The 20,367-nt window shown below is 42.9% G+C and carries 18 protein-coding genes and 1 pseudogene; 6 read left to right on the forward strand and 13 right to left on the reverse strand.

Going from position 1 to position 20,367, the window contains the following annotated elements; genetic code table 11:
* Positions 1-56: 56 nt before the first annotated feature.
* The 9 genes from ACTWPX_RS01480 to ACTWPX_RS01520 all read right to left on the reverse strand — a co-directional run bounded on the left by ACTWPX_RS01480 (position 57) and on the right by ACTWPX_RS01520 (position 11,779).
* Entirely contained in the window at positions 57-542 is a 486-nt protein-coding gene (locus tag ACTWPX_RS01480) for a GyrI-like domain-containing protein (RefSeq protein WP_443118203.1), read from the reverse strand.
* 192 nt (positions 543-734) lie between these two features.
* On the reverse strand, positions 735-1,688 hold the full coding sequence (gene argF / locus ACTWPX_RS01485; RefSeq protein ID WP_443118204.1) for an ornithine carbamoyltransferase: 954 nt from the start codon (positions 1,686-1,688) through the stop codon (positions 735-737).
* Complete coding sequence (locus ACTWPX_RS01490; protein WP_443118205.1) at positions 1,688-4,714, reverse strand: carbamoyl phosphate synthase large subunit; 3,027 nt, start codon at positions 4,712-4,714, stop codon at positions 1,688-1,690. The genes argF and ACTWPX_RS01490 overlap by 1 nt, the downstream gene beginning before the upstream one ends.
* On the reverse strand, positions 4,707-5,768 hold the full coding sequence (locus ACTWPX_RS01495; protein WP_443118206.1) for a carbamoyl phosphate synthase small subunit: 1,062 nt from the start codon (positions 5,766-5,768) through the stop codon (positions 4,707-4,709). The genes ACTWPX_RS01490 and ACTWPX_RS01495 overlap by 8 nt, the downstream gene beginning before the upstream one ends.
* A 112-nt stretch (positions 5,769-5,880) precedes the next feature.
* Positions 5,881-7,041: an acetylornithine transaminase gene (locus tag ACTWPX_RS01500; protein WP_443118207.1), complete on the reverse strand. Its 1,161-nt coding sequence runs from the start codon at positions 7,039-7,041 to the stop codon at positions 5,881-5,883.
* Positions 7,038-7,847, reverse strand: a complete 810-nt coding sequence (argB, locus tag ACTWPX_RS01505; RefSeq protein WP_128525401.1) for an acetylglutamate kinase — start codon at positions 7,845-7,847, stop codon at positions 7,038-7,040. Before argB ends, ACTWPX_RS01500 begins: the two co-directional genes overlap by 4 nt.
* The gene (argJ, locus tag ACTWPX_RS01510; RefSeq protein WP_443118208.1) at positions 7,810-9,036 is read right to left on the reverse strand and encodes a bifunctional ornithine acetyltransferase/N-acetylglutamate synthase; all 1,227 of its coding nucleotides are present in this window, start codon (positions 9,034-9,036) and stop codon (positions 7,810-7,812) included. The genes argB and argJ overlap by 38 nt, the downstream gene beginning before the upstream one ends.
* Before the next feature lie 20 nt (positions 9,037-9,056).
* Entirely contained in the window at positions 9,057-10,094 is a 1,038-nt protein-coding gene (gene argC, locus ACTWPX_RS01515) for an N-acetyl-gamma-glutamyl-phosphate reductase (RefSeq protein ID WP_443118209.1), read from the reverse strand.
* A 377-nt stretch (positions 10,095-10,471) separates the two neighbouring features.
* Positions 10,472-11,779 carry a lysine N(6)-hydroxylase/L-ornithine N(5)-oxygenase family protein gene (locus ACTWPX_RS01520; RefSeq protein WP_443118210.1) on the reverse strand — a complete coding sequence of 436 codons (1,308 nt, stop codon included), beginning with the start codon at positions 11,777-11,779 and terminating at the stop codon, positions 10,472-10,474.
* 117 nt (positions 11,780-11,896) lie between these two features.
* Here ACTWPX_RS01520 and ACTWPX_RS01525 point away from each other — a divergent pair, with 117 nt between their 5' ends.
* The 5 genes from ACTWPX_RS01525 (at position 11,897) to ACTWPX_RS01545 (ending at position 16,686) form a co-directional block, all read left to right on the forward strand.
* Positions 11,897-12,358, forward strand: a complete 462-nt coding sequence (locus tag ACTWPX_RS01525) for a GNAT family N-acetyltransferase (protein ID WP_443118211.1) — start codon at positions 11,897-11,899, stop codon at positions 12,356-12,358.
* A 185-nt stretch (positions 12,359-12,543) separates the two neighbouring features.
* The gene (locus tag ACTWPX_RS01530; RefSeq protein ID WP_443118212.1) at positions 12,544-14,100 is read left to right on the forward strand and encodes a spore germination protein; all 1,557 of its coding nucleotides are present in this window, start codon (positions 12,544-12,546) and stop codon (positions 14,098-14,100) included.
* A 2-nt stretch (positions 14,101-14,102) separates the two neighbouring features.
* On the forward strand, positions 14,103-15,305 hold the full coding sequence (locus ACTWPX_RS01535) for a Ger(x)C family spore germination protein (protein ID WP_443118213.1): 1,203 nt from the start codon (positions 14,103-14,105) through the stop codon (positions 15,303-15,305).
* Between the two features lie 10 nt (positions 15,306-15,315).
* Positions 15,316-15,522 (forward strand): hypothetical protein, encoded by a 207-nt coding sequence (locus ACTWPX_RS01540; protein WP_443118214.1) that lies wholly within the window; start codon positions 15,316-15,318, stop codon positions 15,520-15,522.
* A 33-nt stretch (positions 15,523-15,555) separates the two neighbouring features.
* Positions 15,556-16,686, forward strand: a complete 1,131-nt coding sequence (locus tag ACTWPX_RS01545) for a GerAB/ArcD/ProY family transporter (RefSeq protein ID WP_443118215.1) — start codon at positions 15,556-15,558, stop codon at positions 16,684-16,686.
* A gap of 15 nt (positions 16,687-16,701) precedes the next feature.
* Here the strand turns inward: ACTWPX_RS01545 and ACTWPX_RS01550 are convergent, their stop codons facing one another.
* A complete protein-coding gene (locus ACTWPX_RS01550; RefSeq protein WP_443118216.1) occupies positions 16,702-17,151 on the reverse strand; it encodes a hypothetical protein in 450 nt (149 codons plus the stop codon).
* A 238-nt stretch (positions 17,152-17,389) separates the two neighbouring features.
* On the opposite strand from ACTWPX_RS01550, the pseudogene ACTWPX_RS01555 reads away from it, so the two are divergent.
* Positions 17,390-17,503 (forward strand): annotated as a pseudogene (locus ACTWPX_RS01555) (IS3 family transposase); the annotation flags it as partial.
* Between the two features lie 12 nt (positions 17,504-17,515).
* Here the strand turns inward: ACTWPX_RS01555 and ACTWPX_RS01560 are convergent.
* The 3 genes from ACTWPX_RS01560 to ACTWPX_RS01570 form a co-directional block, all read right to left on the reverse strand.
* Entirely contained in the window at positions 17,516-18,730 is a 1,215-nt protein-coding gene (locus ACTWPX_RS01560) for a M24 family metallopeptidase (protein WP_443118217.1), read from the reverse strand.
* An 80-nt stretch (positions 18,731-18,810) separates the two neighbouring features.
* Positions 18,811-19,521, reverse strand: a complete 711-nt coding sequence (locus tag ACTWPX_RS01565; RefSeq protein ID WP_443118218.1) for a GntR family transcriptional regulator — start codon at positions 19,519-19,521, stop codon at positions 18,811-18,813.
* A gap of 179 nt (positions 19,522-19,700) precedes the next feature.
* The gene (locus ACTWPX_RS01570; protein WP_443118219.1) at positions 19,701-20,162 is read right to left on the reverse strand and encodes a hypothetical protein; all 462 of its coding nucleotides are present in this window, start codon (positions 20,160-20,162) and stop codon (positions 19,701-19,703) included.
* Between the last annotated feature and the right edge of the window lie 205 nt (positions 20,163-20,367).

A 20,367-nucleotide genomic window follows, 5' to 3' on the forward strand; every position in this document is an offset into this window, starting at 1 on the left:
TATATTGCTTTCAAAGATAGCGCCTGCAATAAAACCATATTCTGAAGTAATACTTTTTACTTAATGGGAAGGTAAAGTTTATAACGGGTTTCAGCCCCTGTGTAAGGATGGTATTCCTCAAAGCCGAAACCTTCAATCTGTTCATAACCCTTTTCCGTAATCCACTTGTGCAGGTAGGGATAAGGATTGAAATCATGTTGGGAGGGATCATATTCGAGTACAGCATAAGTGTGAGCAGGAACGGTCTTCGTAATCATATCTTGCGGGATTTTTTCAAAACTATCCACTTCTACACCAGCAATCCAATGAAAAGCATCAGTCATTTCATTCCAATTCGGAGGATCGACAAACATTCCGATCGAGTGAGGTGCGTGTATACGATTCCTCACTTTTGGCAACTTCATCGTATGAAACTGTTCCATCAAGCGTGGGATTTTTACATCTCGTTCGTCCATCATCGTTGTACAATAGACACCGACTACCTTGAAGTTGGACTTCTTCACGACTTTCGGCTCCACAGCCGTTGTCATTTGCTCACTCATTACATGGCCACTCCTTTAAATTTTGATCACTCTCCCTAACTACTTCCACATTCAATCATATTTCCCTTTCAAGAATTTAGCGTTCGATGTTATTCGTAGCTTTTCGACTATCTTTTTAGGATAACCCTGGCTATGGAGATATCCATTCCTATATCATAATGTCTTATTCACCTAAAATATGCTCTCAATTTATCACCATCCAATGGTTGCCTGCAAAATCGCCTTTTGGACGTGCATACGATTTTCTGCCTGTTGGAAAACTGCGGATTGTTTGCCATCAATCACTTCTGCTGTGACCTCTTCCCCTCGGTGAGCTGGCAGACAATGTAAGAAAACTGCATCAGCTTCAGCTGCTTCCAGGAGAGATTGATTCACTTGATATCCATTGAAAGCCTTGAGGCGCACAGAAGTTTCCGATTCTTGTCCCATACTCGTCCATACATCCGTATAAATGACATCGGCCCCCTCAACGGCTTTTTTCGGATCAGCCTCCAGCAGAACCGCACCGCCATAAGTCTTCGCTATTGCTTGTGCTTTACCCGTAATTTCTCCATCGGGTTCGTACCCTTCCGGTGTGGAGATGACCACTTCCATCCCCATCATTGCTGAAAGGATCATCAAGGAGTGGGCTACATTGTTTCCATCACCAATATATACAATTTTCAGCCCCTCCAGGCGCCCTTTCAATTCCAATATTGTAAAAATATCTGCTAGCGCCTGGCAAGGGTGATAAATGTCGCATAGTCCATTGATAACAGGAACCGAGGCGTGTTCGGCAAGTTCTTTCAGCTTTTCATGAGAAGTGGTCCGAAACATAAGGGCATCCACATACCCTGAAAGGACTTGAGCGGTATCAGCAATCGTCTCCCCACGGCCGATCTGAATGTCTCTGGAATTCAAATAAAGAGCATGCCCTCCCATCTGCACCATCCCTACTTCAAAAGAAACCCGAGTTCGTGTGGAAGACTTCTCGAAGATCATCCCCAGGTTCTTACCTTTCAATGATTGCGTATAGGGGTTCTCTTTCACATATTGTGCTTGCGCTAATAATCGGGAGATTTCAGATTGGGTATAATCAAGCCATGTGAGGACATGTTTCCCTTGCATAGAATTCCCTGTTGAATGTATTTGCTCTATTAGATTCATTACGGACGCACTCCTTCACGAATACTCCCTGGAAGCGGGATTGGTTGGGTGTTTAAACAAGTAAGAGATTGTAAGTAAGCATCAAACGTCTTATTTTCACTCATGACTGTAATGCCATGTTTCAAGGCCTGAATTCTACGCGTCTGGTCTTTTTCTGATTCCTGATTATTGACATACAATGCAGCCTCTTCCGTCTTCAACCATTCATTAAAAGGAAGACTTGTAGAAGAGAGTGTTTCATAACCAGGCTGGTCTATAAAGCAGACATTTTTTTCTTGATGCACATCCGGCATTTCTAAGAAAACTTTTCGCAAAGCTTCCTCTACCGTATGGCCTAAACACATCCCTTCCCCCGTCGATTTCATATTCGGCCCTAGCTTATGATCCAGTTCAGCCAGCGCATATGAAGAAAACAATGGATATTTAACTGCTACTTCCGTTATCGAGGGTGGAAGCAGTTGGGAAAGATGCAATGTTGAATCATTAACGAGGCAGCGTATCGCTAAATCGATCATCGCTACATTCGAAACTTTGCTCACAATCGGTACAGTACGACTAGCCCGCGGGTTAACTTCGAGTACATACACTCGGTTATCGACCCATAAGAACTGAATGTTCATGATACCTTTGTAATGGAAGTGTTGGATAATCATTTCACTGTATCCTCGAATCGTTTCTTTAATCTCCAGGGACAGCGTGGATGGAAAGATGGCCATACTATCGCCTGAATGCACACCTGCCGGTTCGATATGTTCGATCACTTCCGGGAGATAAATCCCTTTTCCATCTGCAACGATGTCGACTTCCATTTCAATTCCTTGCATAAAAGAGTCGAGCACAATTGGATAATGACGTTTCTCCGCTTTATCCAACGCATGTTTCAATTCTTCCTGATCATTAACTTTTACCATTCCTTGCCCGCCAATGACATACGAAGGACGTAAAAGGAGAGGGAAATTGTATTGTTCCGCTGCAGACCATGCTTCCATTTTCGTATGACAAGTCGTACCTTCGACATGAGGTATTCCAAGATCTTTCAATGCTTCATAAAACTTGTCTCGATCTTCAAGTTCATCCAGTACTTTTGTAGAAATACCAGCTAGCGGGACTCCTTCCCGTTCTAAGTCTTCAGCTAAATTAATCGCTGTTTGCCCACCAAATTGAGTGAAAACCAAGTCTATGTTTTCATGGTCCACGATGGCAGAGATAATTTCCGTCTGAATCGGTTCAAAATACAAACGATCAGCAGTTTCGTAATCTGTGCTTACGGTTTCCGGGTTATTGTTGATCATGATTGTCGTCCATCCCAACTTACGCAAGCTTTCAATGGCTTTGACTGCGCTATAGTCAAATTCCACTCCCTGTCCGATACGGATAGGACCTGAACCTATGATCAAAGCTTTCTTCTCTCCAGCTAAAGGTTCGATTTCATTCGTGCCTGCATACGTGCTGTATACATAATTCGTAGCCGCCTCAAATTCCGCTGCACACGTATCGACCAGTTTGAATTTACAAGTAACCTCTAACTCTTTTCTCTTCTCTTTAATTTCCTTCTCTGCTGTCTCCATCAAGTCGGCCATTTGCCCATCTGAGAAACCATACAATTTTGCTTTCTGCATCAACTCTTCAGTCAAGCTTTCCACTGAATTTCCATGCAACACTTTTTCCATGTCTACAAGATTCTTCAACACATGTAAGAAAAGCAAATCGATAGACGTCTCTGCATGGATGGCTGTTGGATCTATGCCATTACGCAAAAGGTTGAGAATAGCGAAGTAACGTAAATCGGTCGGTGTTTTCAAATGGAACCATTCATCAGTGATAATTGGAATCGTGGTATCCAATGAATGAACAGCTTTTTGAAAAGCCCCCTCTAACGTCCGGTCGATTGCCATAACCTCTCCCGTCGCCCTCATTTTTGTTCCCAATTTACGGTCAGCTTCTGAAAATTTATCAAACGGCCAGCGTGGAAATTTGACGACAACATAATCGAGTGCCGGTTCAAAACTTGCATATGTGTGACCTGTCAGCGGATTTTCTAATTGATCAAGTGGATGACCCAAGGCGACTTTAGTTGCCATCTTTGCGATTGGATAACCTGTTGCCTTGGATGCGAGTGCTGACGAACGACTGACTCGCGGGTTGACCTCAATTACATAATATTGACGACTGGCAGGATCCAGCGCGAACTGGACATTACATCCACCGATCACTTCCAATGCTGAAACAATTTTAAAAGCGGCCGTGCGTAACATTTGATAGTCTTTATCTGACAACGTTTGGGAAGGTGCGACGACGATGGAGTCTCCCGTGTGGACACCCACAGGATCAAAATTCTCCATGTTACATACAGAAATACACGTACCGTTATGATCACGCATGATTTCATACTCAATTTCTTTGAACCCTGCGATGCTCTTCTCAACGATGACCTGGTGGATCGGGCTGGATTTCAACCCTGTCGATATCAGTTCTTCCAGCTCTTCCTCTTCATGGACGATACCGCCTCCACGTCCCCCTAATGTATAAGCAGGACGGCTGATGATCGGGTAACCTACGCGCTCGACGAAATCTTTTGCTTGTTGAAAAGTGGTTATGACTTCACTTTCTGGAACTGGTTGTTCAAGTTCATTCATCAGCTCCCGGAATAACTCTCTGTCTTCTCCCTGTTGAATAGAGCGGACACTTGTACCTAACAACTTCACACCAAACTGATCCAGTACCCCCTCCTTCTCTAACTCAACAGCTAAATTCAAGGCCGTCTGGCCGCCTAATCCAGCAAGTAATGATTCCGGCTTTTCTTTCTCAATGATCGCGGCTAAGCTTTTCACTGTCAGTGGTTCACAATAAACCACATCCGCCACATCGTAATCAGTCATAATGGTGGCCGGATTGTTATTGACCAGGACGACTTCATACCCTTCTTCCTTCAAAGCGAGGCATCCCTGCGTGCCGGAGTAATCAAACTCTGCCGCCTGCCCGATCATGATGGGACCCGAGCCAACCACAAGTATTTTATTAGACATATGCCTTCACCTCTTTCTTTTTCACTAGTTGCAGAAAGTCGTCGAACAGCCATTCCGCATCCTCTGGTCCAGGATTCGCCTCAGGATGAAATTGGACACTCATGATCCGTTTGGTTTCGTGCATCAACCCCTCGATTGAATCATCATTGACGTTATAAAATCTCTTTGCTAACGGGGTTTCAATTAAACTTGCTTCATCCACCACGTAATTGTGATTTTGAGATGATAAAAAGACTTTCCCTGTCACTACATCTTTAACTGGATGGTTGGCTCCCCTGTGCCCAAAAGCGAGTTTAATCGTATCTGCCCCGTAAGCGAGAGCTATGACCTGATGGCCCATACAAATCCCGAAGGTAGGATAAACATCCAGCATTTTTTTGATGGCCGGTAATTTATTACTTACATCTTTTGGATCCCCTGGACCATTCGAGAGAACGACAGCATCAAGTTTAAGATCATCCACCTGGGTTATTTCAGAATATGGAATCACCGAGACACGGACGTCGTACTCCAAAAGCTTCTGTAAAATCGACTTTTTCCAACCAAAATCAATAAGTCCGATATGGATAAGACCCTCCCCGTGGGTTTCTATCTTTGCTCCCTTCACCTGGTCGATTTGACGGGATTCAGGCGGCAAAAATTCATAATCATCATTCTGGGTGAGGATCGCTTGCCGTGTACCACCTGTCCGGATTTCTTTGGTGACTTCCCTTGTATCTACACCTGTTAAAAAAGGCACTCCACGCTCATCTAAATAATCTCCGAGTGATTGCACTGATTGATAGTGGGAGGCTACACCCGCGCAATGGAACATGACCACCCCATTCACTTGGACCTCCTTACTTTCCGCATCCTCAAGATTTATGCCGTAATTCCCTATTAAAGGATAAGTGAAGACGACAATCTGGCCCCGGTAGGACGGATCTGTCAACACTTCTTGATAACCTGTCATCCCAGTAAAAAACACGATTTCACCTTGTATGGCATTTTTATAACCTTTTGATGTGAAACCCTCGTATGATTTTCCATCTTGCAAACAAAGACGTGCTTTCATAACATCACCCCACAAAATGAATATTTATTATACTTGTTGTATTTTTATACATTTAATTCCTATAAAAGGCGGTGTTCATCACGTATTGTGAATTTCACCGCCTATCTATTTTTCAGACGTTCTGGAGATCCTTCTGTTGTTGATGGATCACTTCAGTAATCAACAGAACAGCTTGGTCGATTTCTGCTTCTGTTACCGTTAATGGCGGTAACAGCCGCAAAACATTCGGACCGGCAATAACGGCCAATAAACCTTTTTCTCTTAAAGAATGGACAAGTTGTATGGCTTCAGATTGAACTTCAATTCCGAGCATCAATCCTTGCCCGCGGATATCCTTGACGTACTCCAAAGAAGCAAGATTCGCTTCTAATTCCTCCTTGAAATATGTCCCCTTTTGTTCTACCTTTTCCAAAAAAGAGACAGTAAAGACTTTCTCCAGGGTTGCTTTTACAGCTGCGGATGCGAGAGGGTTCCCTCCAAAGGTCGACCCGTGAGACCCTGCACTGAATGCTTCCACCAGCTCAGACCTACCAATCATAGCCCCCACCGGAAAACCACTCCCCAATCCTTTTGCAGAAGTGACGATATCAGGGTCTAAGCCATGATGCTGATAGGCGAAAACTTGACCGGTACGCCCAATTCCTGTTTGTACCTCATCGATAATGAGCAGTGCTCCTAGTTCACGGCATTTTTCCTCAACTGTTCTCAAAAACTCTGCTGAAGCAGGGATGACTCCCCCTTCTCCCTGGATCACTTCAACCATAATAGCAGCCACATGACCATCATGGACTTCCTCTATGGCTTTCACATCATTATAGGGAAAATACTCAAAAGTCGGCAGCAACGTTCCGAATCCTTCCTGGATTTTCTCTTGCCCTGTGGCGCTCATCGTAGCAAAAGTCCGACCGTGGAACGATTGTTTGAATGTAATGATCTTCTCTCTTCCTGTATGCTTGCGTGCTAATTTTATAGCGGCTTCATTCGCTTCAGCTCCACTATTACAAAAAAACGCATAATCGAGATCTGTGGCTCCAGTCAGCAATTCAGCCGCTTGTTCCTGAATAGGTATTTGATAAAGGTTGGAGACATGCCAAACTTGATCCATTTGTTTTTGCAGGGCCTGCTGCACTTCAGGCGGTCGGTGCCCGAGGTTACAAACAGCGATCCCTGAAACAAAATCCAGGTATTGTTTTCCTTCATCGTCTATAACATTCGTTCCTTCACCCGAAACGATTGTAAGTGGAAAACGATTGTATGTGGGAAATAAACTCATTCGACCCTCTCCTTTCGTTTTGCTCTGATTGAAGTCCCTTTGATTTTATCCCCTTCCATCAAAGCTTGCTCACCACTGACAATCCAGACTTCCTCGAGATGATCAGATAAAGTTTCCATGGCTGATCTTACTTTAGGAATCATTCCTCCATAAATGGTTCCCGCATCAATCATCACATCGATTTCCTCCGGTGTAATCATACTTACCATCTCATCATTCACCAGGATGCCTGGTACATCCGTGACATACAGCAGCTTCTCTGCCCCAACAGCTTTTGCAATCGCTGATGCCGCTACATCTGCATTGATATTTACGGTTTGAAGATCGCCTGTTTTTCCAAATGGTGCTACCACCGGTACATATCCGGATCTAAGAGAGTGCAAGAGGATATCCGGAGTGACTTTGTCTACTTTTCCGACCAGCCCTAAATTCTCTTTATCCATGTATGTGCACATTAACAGGGAAGCTTCCGACCCTTTCAGACTTATCGCATCAATTCCTTGTTTTGTCAATTCACTTGTAATCTGCGCTCCCACTTTTCCACCAAGAATCATCTCAACGACTTCCAGGGTTTCCGGTGTAGTCTTGCGTAACCCTTCATGGAATTCCCCTTCAATGTTCAAGCGAGATAAAAGGTTAGTAATAGCAGGACCGCCGCCATGGACAATAATACAATTGTAGTGGTGAAGTATGTTCTGGAAACTGGCGTAGAACGAATCTGTAAGCTGATCGATCATACTCCCGCCAAGTTTGATGACGATGGTAGGTTTATGACCGGTAGCTGGCATTGATTTTGACATAGTCATACGTCAAGTCACACCCCCATGCCATACCTGAACCTTCTCCTTCTCCGAGATGGATGGCTATTCTGACTTCTTCATTATCTAAATCTTCACTTGCCTGTTCTTCTGAAAAAGGACATGCCGTCCCTTTGCTGAAAACGAGTTGGTCTTCCAAGTAAATATCACAGGCATTTGCATCCACTTTCGCTTCACTGTGTCCGATTGCACCGACAATCCTTCCCCAGTTAGCATCAAGACCATAAACTGCTGTCTTAACGAGATTGGAACCAACGACTTTTTTTGCAATGATCCGGGCTTCTTCACTGGTACGGGCACCTGTGACATTGACTTCGATGAGTTTAGTAGCTCCTTCTCCATCTTTAGCAATTTGTTTTGCCAAGTCTTCACAGACAAGTTGGAGTGCTGACTGGAATGCTTCCCAATCTGAGTGTTTTTCGTTTAAAGGTGAATGCCCAGCTTGGCCATTCGCAAGTGTCAATACCATATCATTGGTAGAGGTTTCTCCATCTACTGTGATTTGATTGAATGACTTATCAATCGACTGACCCAGGGCATGCTGCAGGTCTTCTGAGTCGATGTTCGCATCTGTAGTAATGAAACCAAGCATAGTGGCCATGTTTGGGTGAATCATACCAGAGCCTTTAGCTGCTCCGGCAATGGTCACGGTTTCGCCATCAATTTGCACTTGATAACAGGCGTGCTTTTGGCAAGTATCCGTCGTAAGGATAGATTGCTGAAAGTCTTTATCCCCATTCTTACTCAACTCAACAGAGTTGCATCCATAGGAAATCTTTTCCATCGGGAGTTGCTCGCCGATGACTCCAGTAGAAGCTACAGCCACGTAATCGGCGGGAAGGTTGAATCGTTCTGCGATCATTTCACGCATTTTGTAAGCATTGGCGAGACCTTCTTCACCGGTACAGGCATTTGCCACAGCACTATTTATAACAACACTTTGGATTTTCCCCCTTCCGGCAATACTATCTTGAGTGACTTTGAGGGGCGGGGCTTGAAAATGACTTTGAGTATAGACCGCTGCGACAGAAGCGGGAGTCTCACTCATAAGTAATCCGAAGTCTTTTTTTCGATATCTTAAACCACTATGGATGCCACCAGCCTGATAGCCCTTTGGTGTCAAAATCGATCCGTTTTCTATTTTCTCGATTTCACTTGATTTGCTCGCTTGTATCAAAGCACCTCTCCCTCTCTCCTTTAAGGATAAACAGGTAATGTTGAGAGCCCTGCTCTCTCATCTGCCTGAAATAATAGATTCATATTTTGTACAGCCTGGCTAGCTGCACCTTTCATCAAGTTATCGATCACGCTTACAATGGTCACTCTATTTGTCCTAGGATCAAGCGTTATGCCGATGTCACAGAAGTTAGAGCCGTAGACATCTTTCGTGCATGGAAAGCTTCCCATCTCCCTTACCCTGACAAAAGGCTCTTTCTCATAGTAGGACTCGTAAAGAGATTGAAGCTTTTCGACGGTCATTTCTTCATTCAATTGGAGATAGATCGTCGCCATGATTCCTTTCGTCATCGGAACCAAATGGGTGGAAAACGTCACTGGTTGGGAATCTTCGTCCCATTGCTGCAATTGCTGTTCAATTTCAGGAATATGTTGGTGTTGATTCACTTTGTAAATTTGAAAGTTTTCTTGTGCATGAGCAAAGTGTGTAATCCGGTTCGGATTTTTCCCTGCACCTGAAACCCCGGATTTCGCATCTATGATGAGCGAAGAAGGGTTCGCAAGTCTTTCTTTGATTATCGGACCGACCCCCAGCAATGCGGCTGTTGGAAAACAGCCAGGATTCGCAATCACATCTGCCTGCTGAATGTTTTCCTTATTCCATTCAGGCAGTCCATATACTGCTTCTCCTAATACCGCTTCTCCTGCAGGTTCCTTTTTGTACCACTGCTTATATAGGGCTTGATCCTTCAATCTCAAATCACCAGAAAGGTCGATCACTTTTGCTTTACCACCTTGCAATTGCGGGGTGAGGTCAATTGATACTCCAGCAGGCGTTGCCAGAAATACTACATCAAGATCTTCTTTCATTTTATCTGGTTCCACATCAGCTAGTATATGGGATTGACCCCTTTGCATCTGTGGATAAATATCTTCAAAATACTCCCCTGCTTGTGAAGAGGAATATAAGGTGATGTCATCTATTTGTGGATGAACGTTCAGTATTCGAAAAAGCTCTATCCCACCATATCCTGTAGCGCCAACGATACCTGCTTTCAAACTAAAACCACCTCTATGTATATTTATAATAATAACTGTATATTTACAATATTATTAACCCTAATGGTTCAGATGTCAATAGTCAGTATCAACTTCTTTGATATTTTACTTGTTTATAAAATCATAGATTGATATAAGTTGGTTTGATAGGATATATCCTAGAAGGAAAAAAACAGGATAAATATGAACTTATACACATGTGGATAACTCATTACATGCATAATTGTGTATGTTTTATTCACATATACACAGTTTTATACACAGTTTCAACAGGTGTGATAAAAAGGCATCAGGGTAAACGGTGACTTTCAAAGTTCCTTTTTTCAAAAAAAATCCGTACATATGAGTTTTCACTCAACATGTACGGATTAAGAAGGTCAGACCGTAAAGGATTGGAAAATATTTTTCTCACTTATCGGATAAACTTCCCGACCGACTAAGTGATTGATAATTACTTTATTCCGGTGGATAGATAAACCGAGGTTTGTAGAGCCGACGCCATGAGTATGAGAAATTCCGCTATGGACATATATTTCATTATCCGTTTTTTCATTTTTGACCAGGCGATAATCCGCAGTCACCTTATAACGGCCTTCATCATCCCATTCTAGGAAATCGGCTAGATGATGGACAAAATCAGGTACCAAGGGTTTGTAACCTGTAGCCGCAATGACGACATCAGTGTCATGTGTGAAGGTTTCCTTTTTCTGATTGTGGTAACATTCCAGTTCATAACCACCTTCTTGTTTTGGCCGGACATCTTTAACTTCGCTCAATACTTGTAAACCGACGTCCAACTCTTCCCGGCCTACTGAATATTCATATAGTAGATTGTAAATATCGTTAATTGTATGATTGCTGATGCCTTTATAATATAAACCTTGTGTAGCGAAAATTTCATCTTTCCGCTTTTGTGGCAACTGATAAAAATAGTCCACGTAGTCTGGTGAGAAATGCTCCAAGCTCAGTTTCGATTCTTCCATAGATTCAAACCCAGGGGAACGAGTGATCCAATCTAAGCGATATTGGCAGTCCCTTTGCTCTTTCAGTAATTCCCGGAAGGTTTCAGCGGCACTTTGTCCAGATCCCACAACTGTAATCGATTCAGCCTTGCGACATCGATCCTGGTTAGGTAAGAAGTCAGCCGTGTGAAAGACATCTTCTGAAGGTAAATCTCTAAATGATGCAGGCATGACAGGGACACTACCAGTCCCCATGATAAGGTTCTTTGAACGGTAGAGATGTACTTCGTCCTGTTTGAAATCTGTCACTTCCACTTCAAACATTTCTTCATTGTCTTTATAATGACGGATGTTCGTCACACGTTTACCGAATTGGCAACTATTCAATTGAGCAGCGGCCCATTGGCAATAATCATTATACTCACGTCTTGGGATGTCAAGCCGCTGAAGGAAATAAAATTGGTACATGCGTTCATTTTTGTTGATATAATTCAAAAAACTATATTTATTCGTCGGATCTGCCATCGTAACCAAATCCGCAATGAAGGGCACTTGCATTTTTGTTCCTTCAATCAGCATCCCCGGGTGCCAATCAAAGGTTTCATTCTGCTCAAAAAACAATGATTCCACTTCTTCTACCTCATCAAGCAGAGCCGCTAAACTCAAGTTGAAAGGCCCGACCCCTACTCCGATCAAGTCATATATCTTTTCATGTTGTTTCATCATCCACTACTCCTTTTTTTCTGAAAAAACTACAATTTCAGAAATCAATACACTAGTCCTATGTTATCATAACCACATCTATACGATAATAGCCTTTGCAAAGGAAGGTGTGAAAATATGAAAGCACTGCATCTGATCCCTATCGACAACCGGCATCAGTATATAAGTTTTTTACTGCTCGCCGACGAGGATGAAACGATCATCAATCAATACATACATGAAGGAGAGATGTATGCGATTTCCTATGAAGGTACTGAAATCGGTGTCTCTCTTTTCACTTTCCCCAGCAAAGAAACAGTCGAGATCAAAAACCTAGCTCTTTCTCCTGCGTTCAGAGGAAAAGGAATTGGCAGGCAAGTCCTGAACAAAGCTGCCCAAGTGTTCAAAGAACGTGGATTTAGAGATATGATTGCAGGGACTTCAAATTCCAGCATTGAAAATTTAGCTTTTTACCAAAAGGCTGGGTATCGTTTTTATGACATTAAGAAAGATTTTTTCACTTCTTATCCAGAAACTTTCTATGAGAATGGAATCAAGGGAATAGACATGATCATCTTTCGAAAGTCCATAAAGGACTAATTCCTGAATTAAAAGTATTAAATTTTGATAAGTGAAAAGCTGTCCCTTATTCGGGCAGCTTTTTTGTTCGCTGCGATAAGTACGTGAAATCCAAATGGAACCATCTCCAGTAAAAATAGATTTGCATGAAAATAAGAGGCTGATGAATTTGTTTCAATGTATTCATAAATTCTCAGCCTTTGAGCATGCTAATCAAAAATGCATCCATTGAAGGTGGGATCTCGTTGAAGCAAAAATCAAATAGCAAATCATCGAAGAATGCTTCACAACCACTTTATTTATCATTGGATGAAAGTCTGGATCATATTCGCACTTCATTAGGCAACAGTTCTGACCTGGTCATCCGTACATTGACGATCAACAAAATTTCAGCTGCCGTCCTGTTTATGGATGGTCTGGTAGACAAAAGCACAGTGCAAAATTTCATTCTGGAAGCTCTGATGCTGGAAATTCCTACCAAACGACAAAACAGCCACCACCTTTATTCATCCATTAAAGAAGCTTCCCTTCCAATTGGCGAGATGGCTGAAGTGGAAGATTATAAAAAACTATTTGAAAAGCTTCTAGCAGGCGAGACCATCTTACTGATCGATAAGCAGGCCAAAGCATTATCAGCAAGTACAAAAGGATGGCGTGACAGGGGAGTCCAGGAGACAACATCCGAAAGCGTCATACGGGGGCCTAAAGAGGCATTCACAGAAACATTACGGACAAATACAGCACTGTTAAGAAGGAAAATCAGAGATACCAGCCTCAGAGTCGAGGGCAAGGTCATCGGAAAGAAGACCCACACAGATATAGCGGTTATTTATTTGGAGGGTTTGGCAGAATCGGAAGTAATCGACGATGTAAACCGTCGGTTGGATCAAATAGACATAGATGCAGTTTTGGAAAGTGGTTACATCGAAGAATTCATTCAGGATGCTCAATACTCCCCTTTTCCCACGGTCTATAATTCGGAAAAGCCGGACGCTATTGCCGGAGGAATTCTTGAAGGACGGGTGGCCATTCTCATCGATGGAACACCAAACGTTTTGCTGGTACCTGCACTATTTGTGAACTTCATGCAGTCCAGCGAAGACTATTACCAACGTGCAGACATCGGTACACTCGTGAGGCTGTTGAGACTATTCTGCTTTTCCATCGCATTGTTCATGCCCTCCCTATACATCGCCTTTACGACTTTCCATCATGAAATGATCCCAGCTCCCCTTCTAATCAGTTTAGCTGCCCAGAGGGAAGGTGTTCCTTTCCCTGCCTTTGTGGAGGCGATGATGATGGAATTGACTTTTGAGATTCTCCGAGAAGCAGGGGTTCGACTCCCGAAGCCAGTTGGTTCTGCTGTTTCCATAGTTGGGGCCCTTGTGTTAGGACAGTCAGCTGTGCAGGCAGGTCTTGTCTCTCCTGCGATGGTCATTATTGTATCAATCACAGCTATCAGCAGCTTCGTGTTTCCTTCATATAACATGGCGATTTCTGTAAGGATCTTGCGTTTTCCTTTAATGATTCTTGCCGCTACATTCGGTCTATATGGAATCATTTTAGGAATGATTGCCCTTGTGTTTCATTTGTGCAGTTTAAAGTCGTTCGGAAAATCTTACATGTCACCGTTCGCTCCATTCATCCCTAAAGATCAAAAAGATGTTTTGGTTCGATTCCCGCATTGGGGATTATTGTCACGACCTAGCTCCATGACCCAAAAAGATCAAAAAAGAACTGATTCTACTTCCAAGGAGAGGTAAATATGGTTTTGAAAATGACAAGTCCTGCCAGAATCATCATCATCGTTACTTCCCTGCTTCTCCTGACTGGGTGTTGGAATAGTAAAGAATTGGACGAGCTTGGTATAGTGGTTGCATTAGGGGTCGACAAAACGGAGGACGGAAAATATGAACTGGTGACCCAAGTAATTAACCCCTCAGAAATTGCGACGGATGCACCGACTACACGTCCTCCAGTATCCATTTATAAATCCAGGGGCGACTCTTTATTTGAGGCGTTTCGCCACATGACAGAAAAGTCCCCGCGAAAAATGTATTTATCACAGCTGAGGCTGCTTGTGATCGGCAAAACGATGGCAGAAGAAGGCATGATGCCATCCCTTGATATTTTTTATAGAAACCACGAATTTCGCACCGCTTTTTATGTAGCTATTGCTAAAAATACAAGTCCGGAAGAACTATTAAGTGTCCTCACTCCCTATGAGAAAATCCCGGCCAATAAATTAATGCGTTCTCTCGAATCTGTAGAATCCAATTTGGGAAGCTCAAAAGCCGTAACCATCGATGTATTGATTTCTCAGATCCGGAGTAAAGGCCACCATCCAGTTTTACCAGGACTGCTTATTAGTGGCGATGCGGAAATAGGGGCTACTAGGCATAATGTTGAAAGTATCGACGCACCGACCCAATTAATCATCAACCACCTTGCTGTTTTCAAAAAAGACCAACTAGTCGGATGGCTGGCTAAAGATGCTAGTCAAGGGTACAACTATATCACCGGCAATGTGAAAAGCACTGTCATTACCCACCCTTGTGAAGATGAAGGAGTAGCTAATATTGAGGTCATCCGGACTCAAGCCAGCAAAAAAGCTAAGTTCAAAGGGGGGCAACCATCCATTTCCGTTGAATTGGATGTAGAAGGGGATGTTGGGGAACTAGATTGTCCACTGGACTTGAGCAAAGCTGAATCCATCCAAAAAATCAATGAACAAGCAGAAAAAGAAATTAAAAGATTGATGGAGACTTCTGTTAAAACAGCGCAAGATGAATTCGGAAGCGATATTTTCGGATTTGGTAATGTCATCAATCGTACTGACCCCCGCTATTGGAAGACAGTAGAGAAGGACTGGGACAATCAATTCAAAGATCTTAAGGTCGACTTTCAAGTCAAAGTGAAAATCCGCAGAAAAGGAAACTCAACGCAACCTGTATCTAAAGAAAGCTAGGTGAAAAAACGTGTGGTCAATGCTAGCCATCATCGCAGTTGCCATATTGATCTTTTTTCTGGAATACCCCAAATTGAAAAAGCAGAACAAAAAGAAAGACTTATGGTTTTTTACCATCATCCTGTTATTCTTCACAATAATCAGTGTTCTAGAAAGCCGTGAGTTCTCATTACCGAACCCGCTTGATTATATCAAAAGTTTCTATAAGATGTTTTGAGTGAAATTCAAATGATGGATAGAGGTGTAGGAAGTGGATAACCAAACGATCAGCCCCCGTCAATTCATGTTCCTAGTCATTTTGTTCATAGTAGGCAGTTCCATTCTCATCGTCCCTACCCCTCTGGCTGCCGGGGCGAAGAATGATGCCTGGATAGCGATATCGCTCTCAGTTGCTGTGGGGGTAATACTTGTCTTTTTTTATAATCAAATTGCCAAGTTGATGAAAGGACAAACCTTTGTCCAAGCGACCATATCCGTCTTCGGTAATTGGATCGGGCGAGTGATTTTGTTTTTTTACCTTTCATTCCTTTACGTTCTCGCCTCTCTCGTATTGAGAAATATCGGGGATTTCATGACGACTCTGATTATTCCCGAGACGCCTCTGCAATTCACCCACATCCTTTTTTTGCTCGTGGTAATTTGGGGGGCTTATTTAGGAATTGAAGCGATAGGAAGATCTGCTGAAATGTTCATGCCATGGGTTGTCTTGCTCCTGATTTTCTTCACTATTTCTCTCTCTCCTCAAATTAAAATGGAAAACTTACAGCCTATCTTCGGGAATGGAATCACACCGGTGTTAAGCACCTCTATGGTAGTCATTGGAACACCACTTCTCGAGTTGGTTACCTTCCTTATGATCATTCCATATGTGAAAGAAGAAAAAACCACTCGAAAAGCGTGGCTTCTCGGAACTTTCATCGGTGGGGCGATTCTAATGCTCATCACTCTGCTCTGTATTTTGATCTTAGGAAGTGATTTAACAGCGCTTAACACCTTTCCAAGCTATAAAGTGGCGCAAAAAATAAATATTGCTGGTTTTTTGGAAGGAGTGGAAATTTTTGTCGCAATCATTTGGATGCTTACCATCTTCTTTAAATTGACCATTCTCTTTTATTCAAGCACAGTCGGCATAGCCCAGTTCCTTACCATGGATGACCATCGTCCTTTACTCTTACCACTCGGTATGGGGGTAATCGTCTTATCTATCATCGCTTATCCTGATGTCGCTTACTTTGAATCATTTGTAGGTGAAACCTGGTTCTCTTATGCTCTTACCCACGGACTCCTCATCCCGAGCATCGTTGGAGTCGCACTTCTTATCAAGTCTTCGAGAGAGAAGAAAAAAAACAAACCCCAAACACCCTCCCCTTCTAATTCATAAAGGAAGGGTTGTTTGTTATCTTTCATTTGTTGCAAGTGCATTCAATAACATTTGTTTGATTTGTGGGGTCATTTCATTCAAATCATCGATACTATACACGTTCGTGAAATATTGAATGATCATTCCATCTACACAGGAGACGAGGATAGACGCCCCTATAGGTTGATGTACCACCGGATAATGCTGGTCAGGATCCAGTTCTCTCAACTTTTCCTGAAGATGATCGGTCATTTCGTTGAAGGCTCCCTGGAAAATCGTTTTGTTAATATCACCTTGCGCGTATTTTCTTAGAACGGCTTGGATCAACTCGAGATTCTCATAGTTATAATTCCAGGAATCGTACAAAAACTGTTCTACAAAACCTTCAATTGTGATGTTCTTATTATCTTTTACTGCTTTTATATAATCGTCCTCTAACTGCTTCAGTGTCTTATCCATCTGATCATGTGAAATTCTGTGTTCCAAAGGGACCCTCTCCTTTTTGCAGTCAGCCTATTAAAAGGTCTTCCCATACAGACTTAGTTTAAACCTGGAGGCATATTCTCCTGTCATATTTTCTTAGACTTATTCGCATCAGTTATTAAAAAATCTGCTATTTGAACTTCCACAAATCCTTCCCCCTAAATAATAAAGAGATTGGTACAAAACGATAACTGCCAATGAAAAAGACGAACAATAGAGTGGAATGGATCAAATGGAGCGTTATGAAGTCATCCTTCATAGTGATCAAGGATCCCAGTACACGTCTTATGAATTCCAGGAAGAGACCAAAAAAAGGGGCATTATCACAAACATGTCCCGGCGGGGAAACACTTTTATCCCAGTCTCTTTATTTCAACAATTTTTGTTCAAATGGAAAGTCGGAGAAGTTCTCTACTCCATCTGATGTAACGAGCAGCTGTTCCTCCAGTTTTACGCCTTCTTTCCCACCGGGAGAGCCGATGTAGCTTTCAACGGATAATACCATGTTTTCCTGGATAACACCGTCATACCCCTTTTCTTCAAAGTCCTGAGGATAAACAATGTATGGATATTCACCGCTAAGCCCTGTTCCGTGTGCGACCGTAAAGTAACGGTTAGGGAAGAATTCTTCTGGGATCCTCCAGCTTTTTTCTGCGTATTCACGGAAGGTCACCCCTGGTTTCAACAAATCGATATTGTACTGTATTTGTTCATAAGCTGTTTGATACAGCCTTTTTTGCTCGTTGGTGGGTTCGCCTGCTCCACAGTAAAATGTCCTGCTGATATCAGTGAAGTAACCGAAAGGACCATTCATATCCGTATCAAAGGAAACAAGTTCACCTTCATTGATGATTTTGTCACTACACTCCTGGAACCATGGGTTTGTACGACTTCCAGAGCTGAGCAGCCTTGTTTCTACGTAGTCTCCGCCCTGGGCAATATTCGTCTGATGCAAATGAGACCAAAGTTCATTTTCCGTTATGCCAGGTTTTAGAGCTTCCTGCATACGGATCATTCCTTCTTCAGCCGTACGGACGGAAATTTTCATCGCTTCAATTTCCTGCTTATTCTTAATACTGCGTGCATGTTCAACCGGTTCTTGACCATCGACGACTTCGACCCCTAATTTAGCAAGTTCAATCGCACCGACTGATGGAGCATAATCGATAGCCAGTCGTTTGTTCCCCCCGCAGTACTGCTTCATCAAATCCGCTATTTCCTTAGCCCACTGCTCCGCATTATCGTATAAGTTCTCACCTGATGCTACGTAAGATAAGGTGATTGCCGGGCGCACCTCATCAATCGTTTCGAGTCCCTCAGATAAATGTTCACAGTTTGGAAAGTCAAACAATGTGACAGGACCTTCTGTAGGAATGAACGTATAACGTCCGGGATTTCTTAGCATGAACACTTGCATATTCCTACTTCCTGTCGCATAACGGAGATTGACAGGGTCAAAAATAACGATTCCTCCGTATTCTAATCGCTTCAACTGCTCACGAACCCTGCTGAGACGGTACTGCCTCATACGAACAAGATCAATTTGAGTTTTAGCATGTCGAATACTGCTCATTTTAGCCATAACGTTCATCACTCCTCTTATTGTCATGCTTGCCTTCCATACATGTTACAATAAGATTAATCATATCACAACAAGAAGTGTCATTTTCCGATTTCCACCCGATACTGAAAGCCTTGAGGCAGATATTTAATCTGACTATATTCAATGGGAAGAGAGTCAGGACCCAGAGTTGTCCGTTCAATATGAATCAGTGCCTCACCTGGGACGACTCCTAGCATATCGGCTTCATAACGGTTAGCATTTGAGGCAGAGACTGTTTCCTTGATATTGGAGTAGTGGATATTATGTTTCCCCAAGATCGGAAAAAGATCAAAAACCTCTTTAGAAACATGTTGTAACAAGTTTCCGATTTTCATTGGAAAATACATTCTCTGATAGGCGATAGGCAAGCCGTCAGCCAAACGTAACCTTTCAATGACCAGGACGGAGTCACCTTCATTGAGCTGCAAATGTTTATTAGCAAAGGGATGGTCTTGAAGGACATCCTCCCGCAAAAAATGGACTGTCAAATCGGACCCTTGTTCGTGATGAAACACACCAGGGCTTCCCGCCGCTGTTTCAGGAACGGCCCTGACTTTTGTCGGCGCCCCCCGTCTTGTTTCCAAGATCCCTTGTTGGGCAAGGTCTCTGATCGCCTGACGTATTGTCGTGCGACTTACATTATATTCTTTCATCAACTGATTTTCTGATGGGACGTGTTGGCCAGGCTTCCACTCCCCTTCTCTCACGTGATGAAATATTTTATTTTTCACTTGGATGTATAAAGGAAGTTTCCTTTGTTTTTTCGCCATGACTAAAACTCCTTTTTTTACTCTACTTATCGTTTATTTTAAAGGAGTCGCCGGCATCTTTCCATTCCATCGGGCAGCAAACCTGTTTTCACATCAACTTTCACAGACTGAACCATTTCGATTAACCATCCATTTAAATTCAAAAAAAAAAGAGACGATCGCTCGTCCCCCTTTCGGCACTAATCTACGACAATATAAGCAATCATCGGTCCGTTAGCAGCAATATCAGCATGAGTCGTACAAATCAACCTGTAAATCCCTTCCTCCTTGAACTGCAAATCTACAACCGTTTCTTTCCCCTGTTGGACGACACCTTTCACATCTGTACCTTCAATATAAAATGGATGTTCTTTGCCATTCACTCCGTAAATACTCAGTTTGAACGGCTCGTCCTTTTCCACAAAAATCGTTCCGGGATCCCAACGGTATGCCTCGATTTTATCACCGTCCGCTGTTTCAGCTGTAAATTCTCCTGTCACTAAGTTGATGACTCGTGCCTCACCATTCGTAGGAGCTGTTGAAGTTGCCATCGCCCCTTTCCAAAAATAACTGCCAATAAAGTAGGCTGCGAATGCGATTACGATTGCTCCCACGATCAGTCCGACTTTTCTTGCTGAAAGAATCCATGCGTTCATATCCATCCCCCCTAAAGCTTGTTTGATTATGTATATGCAACCCGCCCCATAGAACTTGTCTACTTTTTTCCCATTTAATAAGAGCTCTCTCAGGAAGACTTGATTTCGAGATGTTTGATAAGTGGATGGGGTCGACGGGGAATGACTCGCTTTCCTTGGGGCGCAGTGAGCTTCCTCAGGCTTTCGCCTTCCGGGATCTCACCAAGCACTC

The sequence above is a fragment of the Halobacillus sp. H74 genome, from assembly GCF_052246715.1.
In the GTDB taxonomy this organism is placed as follows: Bacteria; Bacillota; Bacilli; order Bacillales; family Halobacillaceae; genus Halobacillus; species Halobacillus litoralis_A.

Coding starts and splice junctions, on each gene's coding strand:
- argF (WP_443118204.1), bottom strand. CDS start 1,688: ATGAATCTAATAGAGCAAATACATTCAACAGGGAATTCTATGCAAGGG.
- ACTWPX_RS01530 (WP_443118212.1), top strand. CDS start 12,544: ATGCTAATCAAAAATGCATCCATTGAAGGTGGGATCTCGTTGAAGCAA.
- ACTWPX_RS01495 (WP_443118206.1), bottom strand. CDS start 5,768: ATGAAAGCACGTCTTTGTTTGCAAGATGGAAAATCATACGAGGGTTTC.
- argB (WP_128525401.1), bottom strand. CDS start 7,847: ATGACTATGTCAAAATCAATGCCAGCTACCGGTCATAAACCTACCATC.
- ACTWPX_RS01520 (WP_443118210.1), bottom strand. CDS start 11,779: ATGAAACAACATGAAAAGATATATGACTTGATCGGAGTAGGGGTCGGG.
- ACTWPX_RS01570 (WP_443118219.1), bottom strand. CDS start 20,162: ATGGATATGAACGCATGGATTCTTTCAGCAAGAAAAGTCGGACTGATC.
- ACTWPX_RS01480 (WP_443118203.1), bottom strand. CDS start 542: ATGAGTGAGCAAATGACAACGGCTGTGGAGCCGAAAGTCGTGAAGAAG.
- ACTWPX_RS01490 (WP_443118205.1), bottom strand. CDS start 4,714: ATGTCTAATAAAATACTTGTGGTTGGCTCGGGTCCCATCATGATCGGG.
- ACTWPX_RS01535 (WP_443118213.1), top strand. CDS start 14,103: ATGGTTTTGAAAATGACAAGTCCTGCCAGAATCATCATCATCGTTACT.
- ACTWPX_RS01500 (WP_443118207.1), bottom strand. CDS start 7,041: ATGAGTTTATTTCCCACATACAATCGTTTTCCACTTACAATCGTTTCG.
- ACTWPX_RS01525 (WP_443118211.1), top strand. CDS start 11,897: ATGAAAGCACTGCATCTGATCCCTATCGACAACCGGCATCAGTATATA.
- ACTWPX_RS01565 (WP_443118218.1), bottom strand. CDS start 19,521: ATGGCGAAAAAACAAAGGAAACTTCCTTTATACATCCAAGTGAAAAAT.
- ACTWPX_RS01560 (WP_443118217.1), bottom strand. CDS start 18,730: ATGGCTAAAATGAGCAGTATTCGACATGCTAAAACTCAAATTGATCTT.